Here is a 19,951-nt window from a genome sequence, read left to right as displayed (position 1 = left end):
TAGCAGATAAAACGACTGTTCCCTTCACTTTAAAAGCAAAAACAGGACGCACAAAATATTTAATTAGATACTTCCTTTTGTCTATGTACTATTTGCTAGGTGAACCTTATAAGAAGAAATCCCAGACTATTCCAAATCGGATGCTAAAGTCTCTATAAGGATTATTAGGTGCTGAAAAATAATTATAACCTGTAAAAGAAGAGTTAAAATGTTCAGCTTTAAGAAATATTCTGGTCTGCCTAATTTTAACATTAATGAAAAAATCTAATCTCGGAAAGCCGCCGATACTAGTTTCATTCTGGGTATAAAATTCAGCTAATAAAGGATCATAACCATTCATTTTATACTCAGTGAAATAATTTAGAGTAACACCAGTTTGTAAAGTCATTGCTTTTTTGAAGAGTTGACTTGTATAATATAAGGTATTCCTAATTATCAAATCTGGCACATTAAGAACGTCTTCATCGCTTAAAATATTTTGATACATTATAGTATTATCTAGAGCAAAATTTCCAACTTTAAATTCTTTTTGGGCTTTAAGTCTTAAATATTGTAATGGCTCACTATACTGCTTAGGCTTAATGATTTTATTATTATCGATTATTGACTCTAAGCTAAAATAGGTGTAGTTATCTATATTAGATATGTCAAAGGCTATATTTAAATATTTATCTGAATTAATTTTAAAATTTAACTGTTGTGTTCTTATATTTTCGAAATCTAGAAAATTATACCAGTTATAGTTAATATAATCACTTTGGTAAAGCAAATAATTATAATTTGGTAATGTTGAACTAACATTTATTCCACCAGTAACACTTAAATCTTTATTTAAAGTATAACTTATCTCACCATTAAGCGAATTTCCCTTAAACGTATCAGAAAGGTTAAGAGCACCGTTACCTTTAATAGTTATCGCTTTTATCTTCTTATAAAACCTAGCTTCAACTGAAAAAAAATCGTTTTTTATTCTGTTAGGAATTATCTGACCCGGAAAAAAAAGAGTAGTGTCGTATCCATAATTGATGTTATTATAATTAATAGCTAAACTTAAGTCTCCTATATACTTATTATTATATCTAACGCCTAGATTAGAATTAAAAGTTTCTAGAGTAACTCTATCATTTATGTCGTTATTTAAAATATCACCAAAAAAATTGATTGATGTAGCGTCTTCATAGAATTGATAATATTTGTCTTCAAAATTTATTGTATTGAAAACTGTAAGACTTGCGGATTCTGTGGAGTCTTGTTTTTTAATAATGTTATAAGAATGGTTTAGGACAAATCTTTTACCAACCAAAATATTTTCAGCGTTTTGTAAAGTAGGGTCAAAAACAGATCTGTCGATAAAATCTTCATTTCCAGAATCAAAATTTTCAATATCTTCATCTGATAGACCACCATTTTCTTGATTTAATAAATTTTGGTTTACAATATGACCTCTAGCCTGATATCGCTTGTTTTTACTTTTATAGTTTGTGGTAAATCTAAAAGTACGACTACTTGTTAAAGTATTCTGATAATTACCAAGTGACCTTAAACCTTTGTAAGCAATAGAAAAATTAAATTGTTTTGATAAATTGAGAGTTAGAAATGCATCTAGCATTTGCCCTTGTTCAAAAGCTGTTTTATATGTTAGACGTGTCCAAGGAGTAGGAACTTCATAATACCTTATATCATCTGACTCTAGATAATTAAAGTGTCGAGCTCTTGCGCCAAATACTGGAATTGTATTATTTTGAAATGAATTAAAGGTTAGAGAATTATATGATTGACCAATATTAGCAAATGGCATTAGACCAAAATTATCTTTCTGCAAGTAGTTAAACTTATAATGTTTATTTATTGACAATGTAGTATCAACAAAAGAAGAGTCATTTTCTCTATTAAATTGCAAGTATAAATTAATAGGAGCCACCTTATTAAACCCATTAGATTTTTTAGCTTTAGAAGAATCTTCACCAAAAGGGTTCGTAACGTTTTTAGCGTTACCCCTATTTAATTTAACTTGAGCTTGCGTAAAGCCAAAATTTAGTAATAAAATTAATAAATAAAGATATTTTTGCATTTAGAGAACTATAAAAGTTAAACAAAGAAAAGTATAAATTATTGTATTATGAATGAATAGTAAATCTTTTGCAACAAAAAAAAACGGAATGTTAGCCTTAATAATACATGTAATCTCGAACATTTTACAAAATACTCGTTTATCTAACTTAAGTATAGTTCTAATGGAGGATTAAGTATTAAATTAATTTAACCACAACAGATACAATTAAATTAATAATTTGAAAAACATTATTGCAAATATAAATTTTAGAGGCAAGAGGAAATTAAATTCTATCCTACTTAATGTGATTATCAAGATCGGAAAAAATATATTAGACTAATCTTATATCGATATGCTGCTAAGAAATATATTATTACAAGGGCTAGTTTGTACTTAACATATAATCAATTAAATTTTAAAACATAAAATACTAATCAAGAAAAACAAGACATAAAAAAAGGCTGTTATAAAATAACAGCCTTTATATATATAAAAATAGTTTTAACTAGTCAATTGTGAAAGTAGCACTACTACTTGCACCAGGAACTACACCATTAACAACTTCAGTTGTTCCAACAGATACAGTATAACCACCATCGGCAATACCATCACCATATGAATCATTCACCACTACTTCATAGTCACCTGAACCTAAACAGAAATCAAATGTTAATACAGCGAAATCATCATCAGGATTCACGTAAGGACCACCAGAAAATAAAACTACAGCTGGTGTAACGCCAATATCAGAAATACTCCATGTCGTTTCATCTGGCCATGTATCTAAAGTCAATTTAAACTGTACTTTGTTTAAAAGACATTCTTGAGATACACTAACCGTAAGAGCACTACCGAAATCAACTCCAACTTCATTATCAAAGTTTAAGATTAATGTTTGTGCAACAAACCCTAAAGTAGCGTCATCAGTTACAGTAACAGACATAGACCCTTCACTAGATCCTGCAGGTATAGTTACTGTAGCAGGTACAGTATAACCAGCAGTAAGCGTAGAAGCGTCGTCAACTAAAACAGAAAACGTTCTATCAGAGCTCTTAGTCTCTGTGGCGTAAACCTTGACATCTACTGAAGAAGATTGATCTTCAGGAACAGCAAACGCAAAGTTACCAGTACTACCAAATGATACATAATTAGAAAGATCATTAAGTGGTTCCTGTTCTTCACAACTATTAAGTACTGCTACCATACATAATAACACAAAGACATTATTAATTATTTTTTTCATGTGAGATAAGTTTTTAGTTAATTAATATTAATTCTGATCATTTATTTCACCGTTATTTTGAATTTCCAATTGTGGAATTTCAAAAGTCATGCGCTCGTCATTGTGTGCAATTGGCTCACCAACGAAAGATAAATGGTTAGATCCTCTTTGAGTAGTAGCCATATTACGCTTCATAGCGAAATAAGATCTTCCTTCACCCCAAAGCTCTAAACGAGTTTGCTTGTATATTTCGTCCTTAAGTGCTTGACCACTTAAAGCGTTAAGATATGAAGGATCTCCAATTCTCTCAGAAACTAACTCCATTAAAGCCATTCTTGCAGGACCATCTTGACCCATATTAGCCATAGCTTCTGCCTTTAATAAAATAAACTCAGCATATCTCATGTAATGGTAATCTGAGAACGTAGTTGTATTTGTACCAAATTCTACTCTAGACTCATCAAATTGCTTATTTAATGGTTGTAAGTAATTTAAACCTGGTGTGTTAAAAAACTGTTGTCTTCTTACATCATCAGCTCTCATACTTTCGTATAAATCTACATCCATAGTTTTAGTATCACCAACTGCTGCATAACTGTATGAGAAAAAGTCAACTTGACCCCACCATGAAACTAAACCAACACCTGTATCACCATTAAGATCAACACCCCATAACCAACTAGGGTTTCCAACGTTATTAAAACCACCTAAAGCTCCAAAAGTACTATTATCTGATGGCATTAATACAGTACCAGATTCAGTTAAAACATCATCACTTAACTGTGCAACCTCATCCCATCTACTTCTTGTAGAAGCAATAACATGTGCTAAAATACCTTTAGCAACAGACTGATTGATTTGAGCTTTACTTGGTCTATTATAACCTTCTAATAACTCAATTGCTCTGTTAAGGCTATTCTCCATACTTTCATAAATTTCTGAAGTAAGCGATTTACCTTGCCCTAATGGGTTAGCAAACGTGTATAAAGGTAGTATAGCTGCACTAGGATCATAGTCGTTAGCAAATAATTGCGTTAACATGAAGTAAGAATGCGCTCTAGAAGCCAATACTTGACCTAAAGCATATCTATTTTCCACATTTTCTGGATCACCATCTTGACCACCAAAGTTATCTAATGCTAAATTAGCATTAAAAATAAGTTGGTAATAGTAAAACCAAGCTTGTCGGTTGTCTGTAAAAGTAAAATCTTGTGTAGCTTGGTATTCAGTTATACTAGACCTGTACCATCCAAAAGAACTATTAGACAATGCCATATCACTACATAACATATCCGTAAATACATCATAAGCCTTTTGACCGAAATCATCATGACCACCTGTGCCACCAGTACCACTGGTAAACATAGTAACATAAAGACCATCTACAGTACCTGCAGCAATGTCTGGGTTTACGGCAACCGCATCAGCTAACTGATCTGCAGTTATAAATGCTGATGGGCCTTCTTCTAAAAATTCATCATTACAACTCTGTAGTGTAAACACTATGGCTGCAATACCAATTAATTTAAATACATTTTTTTTCATATCGCTTTTTTTAAGTTTAAAATTTAAGTCTTAATCCTAAAGTAAGCGTAGATAAGGGTGCGTAACGTGCACGTCCAGAATTACCTGTCTGACTTGTATTAGGATTAAATCCATCTCTCTTAGAAAGTATCATTAAATTATCACCAGAAACATAGATGTTTAATAAATCAATACCTGAATCGCCTAACATTTTTGAAGGTAATGTGTAACCAACTAAAATATTGTTTAAAGCAAGAAAATCTGTTTCAGTAATAAATCTAGTAGACTGAGAAGTAACGTTAGTTATAACACGGTCAGCTAATCTTGGTACTGAAGTGATATCACCTGGCTGTTGCCATCTCTGTCTAACATCAGTATGTCTGTTTGATCCTAAAATACCACCATTATTATCATGCATTAATTCAGCATATTGAAAATCATATCCGTATCCACCAATTTGATAAGTAAACTGTGTAGATATATTGAAATTATGAATAGTTGCGTTTAATCTGAATGCACCTTGTAAATCTGGAATACCAGAACGGTCTACATACTTTTCTGTAGCATCTGAAAACGACTTTGTAGTAGTTCTCTTAACATCAGCATCAGGATTAATATCGTTTAAATAAGGAGTTAATGACTGAATTGCTTCACCAGCATCTAAAACATCATTTGCATTAGCATCATCATAATATTGGTACCAAACTGGGAAACCATCACCTGGATCTACACCAGCATATTCTCTCATATAAAAATCAAAAATAGATCTTCCTTGTTCATAACCGTAGCTTGCAAGGTTAATAAAATCATTAGGATTATTACTATCACTTGGGTCTAAAGGCATTTCTCTAATCTCATTTTCATAAACAGTTCCGTTTACAGTAAGATCTAAGGTGAAATTTTCCTTTTTAAGAAGGTGCGCAGTTAAATCAAATTCAAAACCACTGTTTCTTAAAACACCGTCATTAACAAGTACACTTGCTACACCAGTAGATATTGGATTAGGTCTATTAAAGAATAAGTTTTCTGTATCCTTTACAAAATAATCAAAAGAACCATCTAAGTAATCGCCTAAAGTAAATTCTAAACCTACTTGGTATTGAGTAGCTCTTTCCCAAGTTAATTCAGGGTTAGCAATTAAACGAGGTGTTACAGCAAAACCACCATTTAAGTTAGTAACATCGAATAAGTTAATACCTGAGTAAAAACCAACTCCTTGTTCATCACCAGTAGTACCGTAAGAACCTTTAAGCTTTAAATATGTAAATAAATCACTATCCTCTAACCAACTTTCGTTAGATATTACCCAAGCACCACCTAAAGAGAAAAATGTATCCCATTTGTTGTTAGCGAATCTTGAAGAACCATCTCTACGAACAGAAGCCGTAAAATAATACTTATTGTCATAATCATAATTCAATTGAGAGAAGTAAGAATCTAACGTTCTACCAATCTTATTACCACCTGGAGGGTTTGGAGTGTTGATATAATTATCTAACTCAAGACCGAAAGGTAAGATTGCAGTATTTTTACTTGCAAACATAATTCTCTGCTCAAATTGGTTGCTTTCATGAGCGGCTAAAACCTCTAAAGAGTGGCTGCCAAATTCTTTTTTGTAACGTAATAATTGAAGAAAGTTTAAAGTACGTGAAGTAGCGTCTGTTTGAGATAATGCACCACCATTAGTAGTACCTGTACCATAAAACTGATTTGTCATTGTTTTACCAATGCTACTTGAGTATTGTAAACCAACAGAACTTTCAAAAGATAAGTCTTTTGTAATTTTAGCATTTAAGTTAAAATTACCTACTACTTCGTAACGGTCAGTACCATTATAATCTAAAGTTGCAGCTCCAAAAGGATTCAATTGATCACTTGTTGGACGTGTTACACCTAATGATGAGTTAGAACCATAATCTGGCTCAAAACCACCTAATACTGGGTCAATAACTCTGTTACCATTAGCATCTCTTAAGAACACTGGGTATAAAGGTGGAGTCTTATCTGCAAATTCAAACGTATTTTCAGCACCTCCTAAAGATGAGTTGTTACGTGATTCTGAATATAAATAAGAAATGTTAGCACCAACATTTAACCAATCCTTAATTTGTGAAGACACGTTAATACGTGTATTATATCTTCTAAAAGATGAATTGATTGGCACACCATTATCATCTAAGAAACCAGCTGAAATAAAGTATTTACTTTTTTCATCACCACCACCCATTCTTACGTTTGCTTCGTAACGGTAACCGTCACCAAATAATTCGTCTTGGAATGTTTCTGGGGTATATTTTCTTGACACATTCTGGTTAAATCTACCAGTTGCAGGATTAATCAATTGATTTCCTGGAGAATTCCACATGTTGTAATTTTGATCTATGTAAGCTCCAGCTCCAGTATTACCAAATAACCTGTCTTGAACAAATCCAACCGGATTTGCTGCAGATTGAGCATTTGAAGGTTGAAGTTGTTCTCTACCTAATTTAGCTTCGTATACAAACTCCATATATTCTTCAGGAGATGTTAATACATCATATCTAGGTATAAGTTGAGTGTTAACACCTGTTCTTACATCTACTTCAATATAGCTTTCCGAAGACGTACCAGACTTAGTTGTAATTAAAATTACACCATTAGCACCTCTAGATCCGTAAATAGCGGTTGCAGTTGCATCCTTTAAAATCGTAGTGGTTTTAATGTCACCTGGGTTAATCGAGTTTAATGTTGCTGTTGAAGAAAGTGGAACACCATCTACAACGTAAAGTGGCGCTCTGTTACCGTTAACAGAACCAAAACCTCTAATTCTAATCGTAGATACTGAACCTGGCTGACCTGAAGTGTTAATTACACTTACACCAGCAGCTTCACCAGCTAAAGATTGAGATACGTTAGAGAAATTTTTATTTGCAATATTCTCTGAATCTACAACTGTAGCAGAACCTGCAAAAGATTGTTTTGTAGCAGTACCATAACCAACAACAACAACCTCATCTAGAAGATTACCTTCTTTAAGAGCCACATCATATGTGTTAGCGCTTGTTATTGTTACTTTGGCATCATCCATACCTACATAGGAGATAATTAATACATCACCTACCTTTACATTTTTGATAGTATACTTACCATCAAAATCTGTTTGTTGACCTCTAGCGGTCCCTTCTACAATTACACTAGCACCAGGAAGCGGTAAGCCGTCTGAACCTGTTGTAACTGTACCTGTGACAGTTTTTTCTTGTGCAAAAGAAAATTGCATCACGAACGCCATAAAAAGCGTTAATAACCATGTTAATTTTAATTTCATAAAACAATTATTTGAGTTAGTCTAGTTGCAAACATCTTAATTAAATATTAAATAACCAAGCGTTTTTGCCAAAAAAATGTTAACAAAATTGCGAATTTAACAACAAATGATCTATTTCGTTATTTCCTTGTTTTAAACTTTTCACTCATTATATAGATGCAAAAACTGTAAAAGGGTTGCGTTTTAATTTTAACTTTGTTGAAATTTTAACATTTTGAGCTTAATAAATAGATTTTCATCTTTTGATTTAGAATGTGGTACAGACGAGGCAGGCAGAGGGTGTTTGGCTGGACCTGTTACTGCAGCTGCTGTTATTTTACCACCTTCATTTAAAAATAAAATATTAAATGATTCTAAACAACTTTCAGAAAAAAAACGCAATTTCCTAAAACCAATTATTGAATTTGAAGCAATTTCATTTGCCATAAAGCATATTTCTGAAATTGAAATTGACGAGATAAATATTTTAAATGCGTCAATAAAAGCGATGCATGGAGCAATTGATGAGCTTAAAACCATCCCAAACTATATAATTATCGATGGAAATAAGTTTAAGCCTTACAAAACAATCCCATATAAAACCATAATAAAAGGTGATAGTAAATATTTAAGTATTGCAGCAGCCTCGATTTTAGCCAAAACATATAGAGATGCATATATGGAAAAAATTCATGAAGAATTCCCAATGTATAACTGGAAACAAAATAAAGGTTACCCAACAAAAGAACATAGAGCTGCGATAAAAAAATATGGCGCTACAAAATATCATAGAAAATCATTTAGATTATTGCCAGAGCAATACTTTTTAGATTTATAACTTTTTATATTTGCACATAAAAAAATAGTAATGCGTCGACTTGGTTTTTTATTAATTTCACTTACGCTGTTCACGGCTTGTCAAAAAAATTATAACAAAACGAAACAGCCTTATAATTATTTACCAAACGAAACGGTATCTATTATTAAGATAAATGCGCTTAATGATTTTATAAACAGCATTGAGAACCATGACATACTTTCATCTGTTTATAACGAAGATTTAAAAATTGCATCTCCTATTCTAAAAAACCTCAATTCTAATAAAGAACTCTATATAGGTTTTTGGAAAGAGGCTGAAAAAGATTCTAAATATATTATACTGACTGAAAACAATCCAAAGCTTTTCTTAATTGACTCTATCCCAAATCATATGTCAGAAAGACTAGTCGATTTTAATATTGATAAAACTCAAATAGACTCTACAATTGTTTATCATAAAACATTTGGGAATGTTTTTGCCCTTTCTAATGATCTAGAAATCCTAAAAAATCTCAAAACAGAAAAGAATACAACTTCCGAATTAAAAAAACTTATTGAAACTACAGATAATAAATCGGTAGCTTCAATATTATTCAAATCTAAAAATTCTAATTATTCAAAATTACTTTTTAAAACTATCAAAGGAAAAGACGAACCGTCTAGTTATAGCGTTTTAGATATAAATTATTCAGATAAAAGTCTTTTATATAATGGGGTTATTAAGTCTAAAGATTCCTCGTTAAATTATATTGATGCTTTTAGATACACAATTCCGCAAAAAACGTCTTCACCTAGTTTAGCACCATACTATACTAAAGAACTACTTAGTATAACCTATGATAATTTTTCTGTATTCAATAAAAATCTAAACCAATTAAACGAGCAAACTATTGATAGTACTCAAACATTTCTAAATTTCACTAATGAAATAGCGGTTATTGACAAAGCTTTAATACTGCATACGCTAGATCCGGATTTAGTATTAGAAACAATAAATAACAAAACTAATTATGAAACTTTTAAAGCTATTGAAATCTATAGGTTTGAAACTCCCGACTTCTTTGAATTGAGATTACAACCAATTATAACATTTGAAAATGCAGAGTTCTTCTCAGTTTATGATAATTTTGTTGTCTTTTCAAGTTCTATTGAAAAACTTAAAACCATACTCTCTAGCGCTTTAAATAACAATACTCTAGCTGACTCAGAGGCATTCATTAATATGAATCTAAATCTAAGTGACGAAGCCTCATTATTCATTTTTAAAGATGCAGAACGTTTGTCTGATATTTTAGAAGAAAAAGTTACAAATTACAATGCTAACGCTGTTCAATTTATTTACGAGGATAATTACGCTCACGTTAATGGCGTTATTCAAAAATTTAAAAAAAGAGCAGCTTCAAACTCAGTAACTGAAGCTTTTACAATAACACTTAATGGTGATATAATTATACCACCACAAACTTTAAAAAACCACCTTACAAATGCTCATGATATTGCAATCCAAGATGTAGATAACATGCTTTACCTCATTTCGAGCGCCGGAAACATTCTTTGGAAAAAGCAATTAAAAAATAAAATTATTGGAAAAATTGAACAATTAGATACATATAAAAACGGAAGGTTACAACTTGCGTTTACCACACCTAATCGTTTGTATATTCTAGACCGAAACGGAAAGGATGTATCTCAATTTCCATTAAAATTTAAAGACGCTATCTCCCAACCACTGTCTGTTTTTGATTATGACAAAAGAAAAAATTACAGACTACTTGTAACTCAAGGTGAAAATTTATTAATGTATGATACAAAAGGTAAATCTGTAAGAGGTTTTAAGTATAAGAATAATGGTTCTACAATAACTTCACAACCTAAACATTTTAGAATAAATAGCAAAGACTATATTACATTTTCTACTGGTGAGACTCTTAAAATTTTAAATAGACAAGGTGATAATAGAATTAATGTAAAAGATAAGATTCGTTTCTCTAAAAATGAAGTTTATTTATACCAAAATAAATTCACAACAACGAATACTTTAGGGCAACTTATACAAGTAGACACCAAAGGAAAATTGACTTCAAAAAACCTAAATCTTTCAGATAAACACACAATTGAAACGACCAGTAAAACTTTAGTTTCTATGACTGATAATAAATTATCTATTAAATCGAGATCTATAGATTTAGATTATGGCGAGTATACGGCTCCAAAAATCTTTTATATTAACGACAAAATTTATGTTACAACTACTGATTTGCAGGCTAAAAAAGTTTATCTTTTTGATAGTCAAGCAAAGCCAATTCCAAATTTTCCTGTATTCGGAACTTCTGCTGCTAAGTTAGAGGAATTAGACAAAGATAGAGGTCTTGAGCTTATCTGTCAGAGCGATAGTAAAACAATCACGGTTTACAAACTGCATTAAGTCTTTATTTTGCAAAAGAAGTAGCTAAGAGATCTACCTCTAGAAAAGAAAATTTATTTTAATGTTTGCTTATTTTTAAGCCTTCCGTTTTGTAGTATTGTAGTATCAAAATTTAGATAGCAACAAACTAATGATAAAACGACAAAAAGCATCTATAAAAAGCTGTATAATTCACAAAGTTGGCAACAAGTTTAATGGTACAAAAAATGCATTTTCTAATGACCCTGTAGATTTTGATGAAGCTACTTATAATTTAATGTTACCATACCTTTTAAAGCCTTTTGTAAGCGTAGCTGAAAGCTATAGATTTCATCATCATAGTGATGTCGGACTTAACGAAATCAATACTTACAGCGACCAACTATTTTCAGATGATTCTGATTTTGTTGATCTTTCAAAACACATTGTTACACATCTTTTTGAACAAAGTAATTCAGCACAAATAAAGACTGGTGATGTACTAATCTGTCATTTTGAAAACGTGCAATATGAAGACTATTTCACAGACGCAATTGGCATCTTTAAAATTGAAAATAAAACAGAGTTTTTTCAAACGTATTTAGAACAAAATAGCTATGATATTTTAGTTCAAAAAGGCATCCAAGCAAAGAAAGTAGATAAAGGTTGTTTAATCTTAAATACATCTGATATGGAAGGCAAAATTGTCTTAAGTGTAGACAACAATACTTACGATACACAATATTGGATTAAGAGTTTTTTAAACATTAAATATCCCGACGATAGCAACCAACACACAAAGAATTGTATTGAGCTTTGTAGAGAGTTTTCAAAGGAAGTGTTGCAGCCTAATTATGGTGGGCAAGAACAAAGTAATTTTTTAGCAAAAACAGTCGACTTTTTTAAAGAAAACGAAATTGTAAATATCGAAACGTTTAAAGGAGAAGTTTTTGATGAAGAAAATCATATTCAACTTTTTGAAGATTATAAAAAAATCTACGAAACTGACAATAAAGTACTAATTAGAAACCAATTCGACGTCTCAGAAATTGCCTTAAAAAAACAAAAACAAAAGATTAAAACCGAAATAAAACTCGATACCAACATTCAAATAAAACTTGATGTTGATGCACCTGACGCTTCGGCTGAATATTTAGAACGCGGATATGATGATGAAAAAAAAATGCACTTTTACAAGGTCTTTTTTAATGCTGAATCCTAAAAATAACTAATAAAATAGTCTTTAAAATATGCATCATAGTCTTATTAATTCATCTTGCGTTAGGCTTTTCAATGTCTTATATGGTCAGTAGTTATGAGCCTAATTTTCTATTCAAAATTATTGATGAACTTATTTCTTTTCCAACCAATTTATGGAATCGATTATTTGCTTAGCATCCTATTTACAGAGCCTCAATAAGTTTTTTTGACTTGTAATTCTTTGTAATACTATTGTACAAGCGTTAATTGTTTTTGGAATTTTACGATTATTTAAAAAAGCAAAAAAGTAAACTTAAATTGAAATACTTTTAAACCAAATTAATTATTTATCAAATACATTGTGGGTTAATAATTAAAACTGGTTTAAGTACAATATCTAACTATCTAATCTTAACTGTAGTATATTGCAGTTATAAATTATAATTATGAAATTAAACCTATTGTCTTGCGATACTCAAAGACCAGACAAAAGAGCCATAGCCAAATGTATTGCAGAGATTTCATCTAATGTAAGCGAATCGTTAGCAAACGAACTCACAGACATCCTATTAGAAGGTGATGCTGTAGATATTGAAGTGTCAGATAAAAACTCTGGTTCTGCTCTAAGAGCTCTACGAAAATTGAGTATTGACTACGAAATTATAGAATAAACTCTTTCTTAATATTTTTTTAAGAGAAATTCTTAATGAAGTTTATTTTTAGATTGGGAAATTGATGAATGGTTGATTTATAAAGAAACCTTTAAACGATTTTTATAAAAGGCATTAAGGGAAATCAAAAACTCTACTCTACTTAATAAATTTCGGCTCTATCGAGCCAATAAACTCTAATAACTCTTTAATTTACCTCAAAAAAAAACGACCCTTTCTCAAGAATCGTTTAATAATTAAGTCAAAAAAGTGGAAATTTACATTCCAACTAATTTCATTGCTTTGTTTAATAATTTTGGGTTTTTTGTAATAAACTCAACCGCGGCTGTAGATAAATCTTTATCACCTAAAATTGATTTCATAATTCCCTTATTTGAACCTTTGTTTTTTGTTGCGATACCTGCTAATGATTTAGCAGTTTCTGGATTAGACTTTAAATAGTCTATTGTTTCTTTTTGTAAACCTTCGTCCTTCATCAAAGCTTTTTTTACTTGGTCATCTACGTTTGGCTTTTCTTTAGATACTGATGCTACTGCATCTTTTTTAATACTCTTAACTGGAGGTAATTTTTGTGCTGATATTGTCGCAGTAAAGGCAAAAAGAAATGTAAAAAATAAAAATTTATTCATGATATATTGTTTTTAATTACTTCACAAAAATATAAAATTTACCCTAATTTCACTCTTAGAAATCCTTTTTACTTAAACAGTACCCAGCAATATTCTTAACTGTTAATAAAATGTCTTTGTATTTAATTTGAAAATTGTATTGGATTCATATCATTAAAGTCAAACAAAACGAGCCTCAAACAAATCCGCAAAATGCTTTAAAAGCTTTGTTTTAAGTTCTGCTTCATCAACTGTATCAACACCCAATTCTATATTTAAAGACGTTACAGCTTTGCCTCTAATTCCGCATGGAATTATATTATCAAAATAACCTAAATCTGCATTCACATTAAGAGCAAAACCATGCATTGTCACCCAACGACTTGCCCTAACTCCCATAGCACAAATTTTACGCGCAAATGGTGTTCCAACATCTAGCCACACACCAGTTTCACCAGGGCTGCGTTCTGTTTTTAAACCGTATTCTGCTAAAGTGAGAATTATAATTTCTTCTAAAAGACGAAGGTATTTATGAATATCTGTAAAGAAATTATCTAAGTCTAAAATTGGATACCCTACAATTTGCCCAGGTCCATGATACGTTATATCTCCTCCTCTATTAATTTTGTAAAACGTTGCACCTTTCTCAGTTAATTGTGCTTCAGAAAGTAATAGATTAGTAAGATCTCCGCTTTTACCTAAAGTATAAACGTGAGGGTGCTCTACAAAGAGAAAATGATTATCAGTTTCTAAACCAGCTGCTTCTCTCCTATTCTTTATTTTAGTATCTAAAATGGCTTTAAAAAGCGTTTCTTGGTAATCCCAAGTGGCTTTAAAATCTTTAGATCCTAAATCTTGAAATTTTATCATTTTATTCATTAGGACAAAATTACAACTATTTAAAATAAATTAAGCCACCTGCTCTCTTCTGAATACTATAAAAGGAATGCTATTTTTCGGGATTATTCAAAATAACAAGTGCTGCAATAACACCAGGAACCCAACCACAGAGCCACAATAAAAAAGTAATTACAATAGAACCACAGCCTTTGTCTAAAACCGCTAAAGGAGGGCAAATAATGGAAAGTATAACACGCCAGATACTCATAATTTCGTTTAATGATTTTGATGTACCGATATGTCGTAATTAGGTTTAATTTGTTACACTATTTAACCTCAAGTTGTTTCAAAGTATTTTTAAATTATGTAGTTTCGTTTTATGCGATTTAGAATAATTCTAGTTTTATTGGCTTTCTCAGCAGTATGTCAAGCGCAATACTCTTTTTCTGGTTACATAGATCCAGATGAGTGGCAAAATACAGTCTACCTCTCTGTTGTTGAAGATTATAGGAAAATGTCTGGTGTATATTCTGAGCAAATTATTGCTAAAACTTCTGCAGACGAAACAGGTTTCTTTGAGTTTAAAGGTAACATGCTAGATACAGAAAACCGAATTTATCGCATACACGTAGATAAATGCTCAGAGGTACAGCAAGATTTAAATCATTTTAATGGCCATTGCAGTGATAGCGAAGAGTTACTATTTATAGCAACAAATACAGATACTTTAAAGTTGCCATTTTCCTTTGGTAATCAGGTTTTCTGCACCATAGAATCCAACAACCCTAAGGCTAATGCTTTTGTAAAAATAGATTCGCTTAAAAATGATATGCGCTTTGCTTATGGTGAGTTTAGAAGTGAAGCTAACCGCAAACTAAATAATAAAAAATGGTTTAAGACCTTACAATATTTTGGAGAAGCATTAAAGGAACCTATTGCAGAACTTTATATTTATTCTTACTTATCTGACAGAAGTAGTGATTTACATAATTATTATGTTGAAGATTTAAAAAATAACATCTACTACGACAACCTCAAAGTACGATTAGAGACTAAGTATCCTAATGCTCCATACACACAACAGTACACCAATGAACTAGAATCAGATCGTTATATGTTATCTGCACCACTTGGCAATACTACTTTTAATTGGCGCTTTTATCTTTATGCTATTTTAGCTTTTTCAGGAATTTTGAATGTCATTCTACTTTATAAGTTCTGGAAACATAAACAATCGAAAACTGAAGATTTAAAGGCTAAATTATCAAAGCAAGAACAAGTTGTTTTAGAACATTTACTGCTTAATAAAACTAATAAAGACATCGCAGAATCACTTTTCTTAAGTGTCAGCACTGTGAAATCCCACACAAATAACATTTATAAAAAGTTAAATGTGCAATCTAGAGATAATGTAAAGTCGCTGTTTACTAAATAGTTATAAAATTCAACCTAGGGACTAGTACTCATTTCCAACCTTCAGTTTTCAAAATTCACATCTATAATCTTGATGTTTGTTTCATATTAATTATAAAACATTTTTATCATGAAACGAACATTTAACATTGCCATTCTTTTAGTATTAGCACTAAGTTTTTTTAACGCAGCACCAACCGAATTTGATAAATACGATAGTAAAGTCGCTATTATTAAATTTAAAACTGAAATTATTAATTATGGTACTATAGCCCAAAACTCTGATGGTACCAGAATCTTCACATTTACTAACACTGGTGAAGCACCTTTGCTAATAACAAAGGTAATAACGAGTTGTGGATGCACAGTTCCAAGTTATTCTAAAGCACCGATTCAACCTGGAGCAACAGGCGAATTAGAGATTAAGTACAATACTAAGAAACTAGGAGCTTTTACTAAGACTATAACTGTAACTTCTAACGCGGAAGGTGGTCACAAAATTCTTAAAATTAAAGGGAATATTGTTGCTTCTAAGTAAATTTAGAATTTCATTATTTGTCATTCTGAACTAGTTTCAGAATGACAAATTTCTACACTCTATCAATCCAAATTTCAAAAATAAAATCATCAAAATGAAAACGAGTATTTTAAGCATCATAATTGTATTAACAGTTGTATTTCAAATAAATTCACAATCTATAAATCAAGAAATTTCAAAAGATGAACAGACAGCATACTTGCTAGGTAAAATAGATAAAACGGGTTTAGAAGGTGACAATTATAAATCTTGGTTTTCTAAAAATTATGAAAGCTATAAACCAAATTTATCTATTATCAATGCAATTACTTCAGAATTAAAAAACTATCAAATCACCCTTTTTATGGGAACTTGGTGTGGAGACAGCAAACAAGAAGTTCCTGTTTTATACAAAGTATTAGAAGCTTGTAATTTTCCGATAGATCAATTAACAGTTATTGCAGTAAGCAGACAAGCAAACATGTATAAACAAAGTCCACAGCACGAGGAAGTTGGGCTAAATATTCATCGTGTACCAACGGTGATTTTTTACAAAAACGAAAATGAAGTCAACCGAATTATTGAACACCCAATTACTACTTTTGAAGAAGATATTCAGAATATTATTACTAAAAACGATTATAAATCTAACTATCAAATCGTAACCGCAATTAATTCTATTCTAAAGAAAAAAGGAATTAAAGGTTTACAAAAGAAAAGTAAAAAACTAGTAAAATCCTTTGAAGGAAATGTGAGTAGTATGTTTGAACTAAATACATACGGCCGAATTCTATATGAAACAGATAGAAAAGATGAAGCTATTGAAGTATTTACTTTGAATACAGCCTTATTCCCAAACGAACCAATAACTTATGTGAGTTTAGCCAACACATTAGGTGTTAGTGGACAAAAAGAAAAAGCAGTAAATGTTCTTGAAAAAGCGATTGAGCTTCATCCTGAAAACAAAGATCTTAAAGAAAATCTAGAGGTTATTAAATCAAACTAAAAATGAGTTCTATAATTTTTGTAAATAGTGTAATTTTGCACTTCTAAAATAATAAGAATGCAACTTTCAGAACAAGAATTAGTACGACGCGAAAAGCTGGGGAAATTAAGGGCTTTAGGAATTAACCCTTACCCAGCAGATTTATTTCCAGTAGATCACACTTCTAAACAGATTAAATCTGATTTTGAAGATGGTAAACAGGTCATCATCGCAGGTCGTCTAATGGCTATTAATATTCAGGGAAAAGCATCTTTTGCTCAGTTACAAGATAGCGAAGGGCGTATTCAATTGTATTTTAATAGAGATGAAATTTGTACTGGCGAGGACAAATCTAAGTACAACGACGTCTTTAAAAAATTATTAGATTTAGGAGATTTCATTGGTATAGAAGGCACCCTTTTTACAACCCAAGTTGGTGAGAAGACTGTAATGGTGAAGAACTTTAAAATGCTTAGTAAAGCATTAAAACCATTACCAATACCAAAACAAAAAGACGGTAAAACTTACGATGCATTTACAGATCCAGAACAACGTTACAGACAACGTTATGCAGATTTAGCTGTAAATCCACACGTCAAAGAAGTCTTTGTAAAACGCACAAAACTATTTAATGCTATGCGTCAATTTTTTAATGATGCTGGTTATTTTGAAGTGGAGACACCAATATTACAGCCAATTCCTGGTGGAGCTGCTGCGAGGCCTTTTACAACGCACCACAACAGTTTAGATATTCCGTTGTATATGCGAATTGCAAACGAGTTATATCTAAAACGTTTAATCGTCGGTGGTTTTGATGGTGTTTATGAGTTCTCTAAAAACTTCCGTAACGAAGGGATGGACAGAACGCATAATCCTGAATTTACCGCTATGGAAATCTATGTATCATACAAAGATTACAATTGGATGATGGATTTCTGTGAACAATTATTAGAACATTGTGCTAATGCTGTAAACGGAACATCTGAAGCGACTTTTGGTGAACATAAAATCAACTTTAAAGCACCATACAAGCGTATTACCATGCGTGATTCTATTCTAGAATTCACAGGTTTTGACATTTATAATAAATCTGAAGATGAGATTAGAACTGCTGCAAAAGGCATGCACATCGAAGTTGATGAAACTATGGGCAAAGGCAAGCTAATTGATGAGATTTTTGGTGAGAAATGTGAAGGGAATTATATTCAACCAACATTCATTACCGACTATCCTAAAGAAATGAGTCCACTTTGTAAAGAACACAGAGAAAACCCAGAACTTACTGAACGTTTTGAGCTGATGGTTTGTGGAAAAGAAATAGCTAATGCGTATTCCGAATTAAATGATCCAATAGATCAACGTGAGCGTTTTGAACATCAATTAAAATTGGCTAAAAAAGGTGACGATGAGGCGACAGAATTTATAGACGAGGACTTTTTACGTGCTCTAGAATATGGAATGCCACCAACATCGGGTATGGGAATTGGTATGGATCGTTTAATTATGTTCTTAACTAATAACCAAAGTATACAGGAAGTATTATTCTTCCCTCAGATGCGACCAGAAAGAAAACAAGTTGATTTAAGTGATAACGAAAAAGCTATTTTTGAAGCTTTAAAAGCTGAAAAACGGATGGATTTAAATATTCTTAAATCAAAATCCGGTTTAAGCAATAAAGGCTGGGATAAAGGCCTTAAAGGCTTAGGCAAACATGGACTAACTAAAGTAGAAAAAACGGATGATGGTTTGTTTGTAGAGCTGGTTTAAAAAGTCTTGAACATATATTTTTAAAAAAGGAATTATCGAAAGATAGTTCCTTTTTTTTACGCTAAATTTAACGTAAGTAATTTCTTTAAAGTTTTGAAAATCAATATTTTTATAAAAAATACCGCTATAATGAGACTCCTCTGTTTAGTTATCTTTCTTTTTACCTTTTTATATTATATAACTCTGATAAAACCAATGAGGAACAATTTACAATCGATGGCACATTAAATGGCGTGTATAATGACTATGTCTATTTAAGCTATCCTAAAATTTGTTGATAGCACTTATACCATAAAAGATAGCACTAATGTAATTGATGGTTATTTTTCATTTAAAGGTAAAGTTGATTTTTCTGGACAAGCTTGGATAAACCTTAAACCGAGTTCTGGTGTTTCGTGGTTATATCTAGAAAACAACACCATTACTATTAAAGGTAATTATAAATCTAAAGATGAAGGGGAAGATATATTTAGAAGTTATAGACTCAACCACCATAAAAGGTTCAAAAAGTCAAAAGCTACCGGAAGTACAAAAATAATCCTAATTTTGGTGTAAAAAAACATGAAGAGATAAAACAAATAGCAATAGAAAATCCAAACAATGTGTTAGTGTAAATATATTAGGAGATGCAGCAGCTATGTCTTCTCATCTTACATATCAGCAAGT

16 protein-coding genes are annotated in these 19,951 nt (G+C 31.3%); 9 read left to right on the top strand and 7 right to left on the bottom strand.

Annotated features, from left to right (window positions below; translation table 11 throughout):
- Positions 1-106: 106 nt before the first annotated feature.
- From B2U95_RS02300 to B2U95_RS02285, 4 genes are all read right to left on the bottom strand, one after another.
- Complete coding sequence (locus B2U95_RS02300) at positions 107-2,071, bottom strand: putative porin (RefSeq protein WP_296312229.1); 1,965 nt, start codon at positions 2,069-2,071, stop codon at positions 107-109.
- Positions 2,072-2,558: 487 nt separating this feature from the next.
- A complete protein-coding gene (locus B2U95_RS02295; RefSeq protein ID WP_296312226.1) occupies positions 2,559-3,296 on the bottom strand; it encodes a hypothetical protein in 738 nt (245 codons plus the stop codon).
- A 27-nt stretch (positions 3,297-3,323) separates the two neighbouring features.
- Complete coding sequence (locus B2U95_RS02290) at positions 3,324-4,820, bottom strand: RagB/SusD family nutrient uptake outer membrane protein (protein WP_296312224.1); 1,497 nt, start codon at positions 4,818-4,820, stop codon at positions 3,324-3,326.
- A 16-nt stretch (positions 4,821-4,836) separates the two neighbouring features.
- Entirely contained in the window at positions 4,837-8,103 is a 3,267-nt protein-coding gene (locus tag B2U95_RS02285; RefSeq protein ID WP_296312220.1) for a SusC/RagA family TonB-linked outer membrane protein, read from the bottom strand.
- A gap of 214 nt (positions 8,104-8,317) precedes the next feature.
- Here B2U95_RS02285 and B2U95_RS02280 point away from each other — a divergent pair, with 214 nt between their 5' ends.
- From B2U95_RS02280 to B2U95_RS02265, 4 genes are all read left to right on the top strand, one after another.
- Positions 8,318-8,920: a ribonuclease HII gene (locus B2U95_RS02280; protein ID WP_296312216.1), complete on the top strand. Its 603-nt coding sequence runs from the start codon at positions 8,318-8,320 to the stop codon at positions 8,918-8,920.
- A 30-nt stretch (positions 8,921-8,950) separates the two neighbouring features.
- The gene (locus B2U95_RS02275) at positions 8,951-11,326 is read left to right on the top strand and encodes a ribonuclease HII (protein WP_296312212.1); all 2,376 of its coding nucleotides are present in this window, start codon (positions 8,951-8,953) and stop codon (positions 11,324-11,326) included.
- A gap of 130 nt (positions 11,327-11,456) precedes the next feature.
- Entirely contained in the window at positions 11,457-12,506 is a 1,050-nt protein-coding gene (locus tag B2U95_RS02270; RefSeq protein WP_296312209.1) for a nucleoid-associated protein, read from the top strand.
- A gap of 424 nt (positions 12,507-12,930) precedes the next feature.
- On the top strand, positions 12,931-13,155 hold the full coding sequence (locus B2U95_RS02265) for a hypothetical protein (RefSeq protein WP_296312206.1): 225 nt from the start codon (positions 12,931-12,933) through the stop codon (positions 13,153-13,155).
- 257 nt (positions 13,156-13,412) lie between these two features.
- Here B2U95_RS02265 and B2U95_RS02260 read toward each other — a convergent pair whose 3' ends face one another.
- The 3 genes from B2U95_RS02260 to B2U95_RS02250 form a co-directional block, all read right to left on the bottom strand.
- Complete coding sequence (locus B2U95_RS02260) at positions 13,413-13,784, bottom strand: hypothetical protein (RefSeq protein ID WP_296312203.1); 372 nt, start codon at positions 13,782-13,784, stop codon at positions 13,413-13,415.
- Between the two features lie 159 nt (positions 13,785-13,943).
- Positions 13,944-14,642, bottom strand: coding sequence for a lipoyl(octanoyl) transferase LipB (gene lipB / locus B2U95_RS02255; protein ID WP_296312201.1), 699 nt, complete (start codon positions 14,640-14,642; stop codon positions 13,944-13,946).
- Positions 14,643-14,712: 70 nt separating this feature from the next.
- The gene (locus B2U95_RS02250; protein ID WP_100998557.1) at positions 14,713-14,871 is read right to left on the bottom strand and encodes a YqaE/Pmp3 family membrane protein; all 159 of its coding nucleotides are present in this window, start codon (positions 14,869-14,871) and stop codon (positions 14,713-14,715) included.
- A gap of 111 nt (positions 14,872-14,982) precedes the next feature.
- Here B2U95_RS02250 and B2U95_RS02245 point away from each other — a divergent pair, with 111 nt between their 5' ends.
- From B2U95_RS02245 to B2U95_RS16255, 5 genes are all read left to right on the top strand, one after another.
- Entirely contained in the window at positions 14,983-16,038 is a 1,056-nt protein-coding gene (locus tag B2U95_RS02245; RefSeq protein WP_296312194.1) for a response regulator transcription factor, read from the top strand.
- A 108-nt stretch (positions 16,039-16,146) separates the two neighbouring features.
- Positions 16,147-16,554 (top strand): DUF1573 domain-containing protein, encoded by a 408-nt coding sequence (locus B2U95_RS02240; RefSeq protein ID WP_296312191.1) that lies wholly within the window; start codon positions 16,147-16,149, stop codon positions 16,552-16,554.
- 94 nt (positions 16,555-16,648) lie between these two features.
- On the top strand, positions 16,649-17,539 hold the full coding sequence (locus B2U95_RS02235; protein WP_296312188.1) for a thioredoxin family protein: 891 nt from the start codon (positions 16,649-16,651) through the stop codon (positions 17,537-17,539).
- Positions 17,540-17,596: 57 nt separating this feature from the next.
- Positions 17,597-19,285 (top strand): lysine--tRNA ligase, encoded by a 1,689-nt coding sequence (lysS, locus tag B2U95_RS02230; protein WP_296312186.1) that lies wholly within the window; start codon positions 17,597-17,599, stop codon positions 19,283-19,285.
- A 261-nt stretch (positions 19,286-19,546) separates the two neighbouring features.
- Entirely contained in the window at positions 19,547-19,840 is a 294-nt protein-coding gene (locus tag B2U95_RS16255; RefSeq protein WP_414727654.1) for a DUF4369 domain-containing protein, read from the top strand.
- Positions 19,841-19,951: the final 111 nt, after the last annotated feature.

The organism is Winogradskyella sp. UBA3174 (assembly GCF_002364335.1).
In the GTDB taxonomy this organism is placed as follows: domain Bacteria; phylum Bacteroidota; class Bacteroidia; order Flavobacteriales; family Flavobacteriaceae; genus Winogradskyella.
The sequence above is the reverse complement of the archived record's forward strand: the minus strand, read 5'-3'. Positions and strand labels throughout refer to the sequence as shown.

Bases quoted from the DNA above. Each gene is read 5' to 3' on its own strand.
- B2U95_RS02265 (WP_296312206.1), top strand. From the start codon at position 12,931: ATGAAATTAAACCTATTGTCTTGCGATACTCAAAGACCAGACAAAAGA.
- lipB (WP_296312201.1), bottom strand. From the start codon at position 14,642: ATGAATAAAATGATAAAATTTCAAGATTTAGGATCTAAAGATTTTAAA.
- B2U95_RS02275 (WP_296312212.1), top strand. From the start codon at position 8,951: ATGCGTCGACTTGGTTTTTTATTAATTTCACTTACGCTGTTCACGGCT.
- B2U95_RS02240 (WP_296312191.1), top strand. From the start codon at position 16,147: ATGAAACGAACATTTAACATTGCCATTCTTTTAGTATTAGCACTAAGT.
- B2U95_RS02260 (WP_296312203.1), bottom strand. From the start codon at position 13,784: ATGAATAAATTTTTATTTTTTACATTTCTTTTTGCCTTTACTGCGACA.
- B2U95_RS02290 (WP_296312224.1), bottom strand. From the start codon at position 4,820: ATGAAAAAAAATGTATTTAAATTAATTGGTATTGCAGCCATAGTGTTT.
- B2U95_RS02245 (WP_296312194.1), top strand. From the start codon at position 14,983: ATGCGATTTAGAATAATTCTAGTTTTATTGGCTTTCTCAGCAGTATGT.
- B2U95_RS02285 (WP_296312220.1), bottom strand. From the start codon at position 8,103: ATGAAATTAAAATTAACATGGTTATTAACGCTTTTTATGGCGTTCGTG.
- lysS (WP_296312186.1), top strand. From the start codon at position 17,597: ATGCAACTTTCAGAACAAGAATTAGTACGACGCGAAAAGCTGGGGAAA.
- B2U95_RS02270 (WP_296312209.1), top strand. From the start codon at position 11,457: ATGATAAAACGACAAAAAGCATCTATAAAAAGCTGTATAATTCACAAA.
- B2U95_RS02250 (WP_100998557.1), bottom strand. From the start codon at position 14,871: ATGAGTATCTGGCGTGTTATACTTTCCATTATTTGCCCTCCTTTAGCG.
- B2U95_RS02295 (WP_296312226.1), bottom strand. From the start codon at position 3,296: ATGAAAAAAATAATTAATAATGTCTTTGTGTTATTATGTATGGTAGCA.
- B2U95_RS02235 (WP_296312188.1), top strand. From the start codon at position 16,649: ATGAAAACGAGTATTTTAAGCATCATAATTGTATTAACAGTTGTATTT.
- B2U95_RS02300 (WP_296312229.1), bottom strand. From the start codon at position 2,071: ATGCAAAAATATCTTTATTTATTAATTTTATTACTAAATTTTGGCTTT.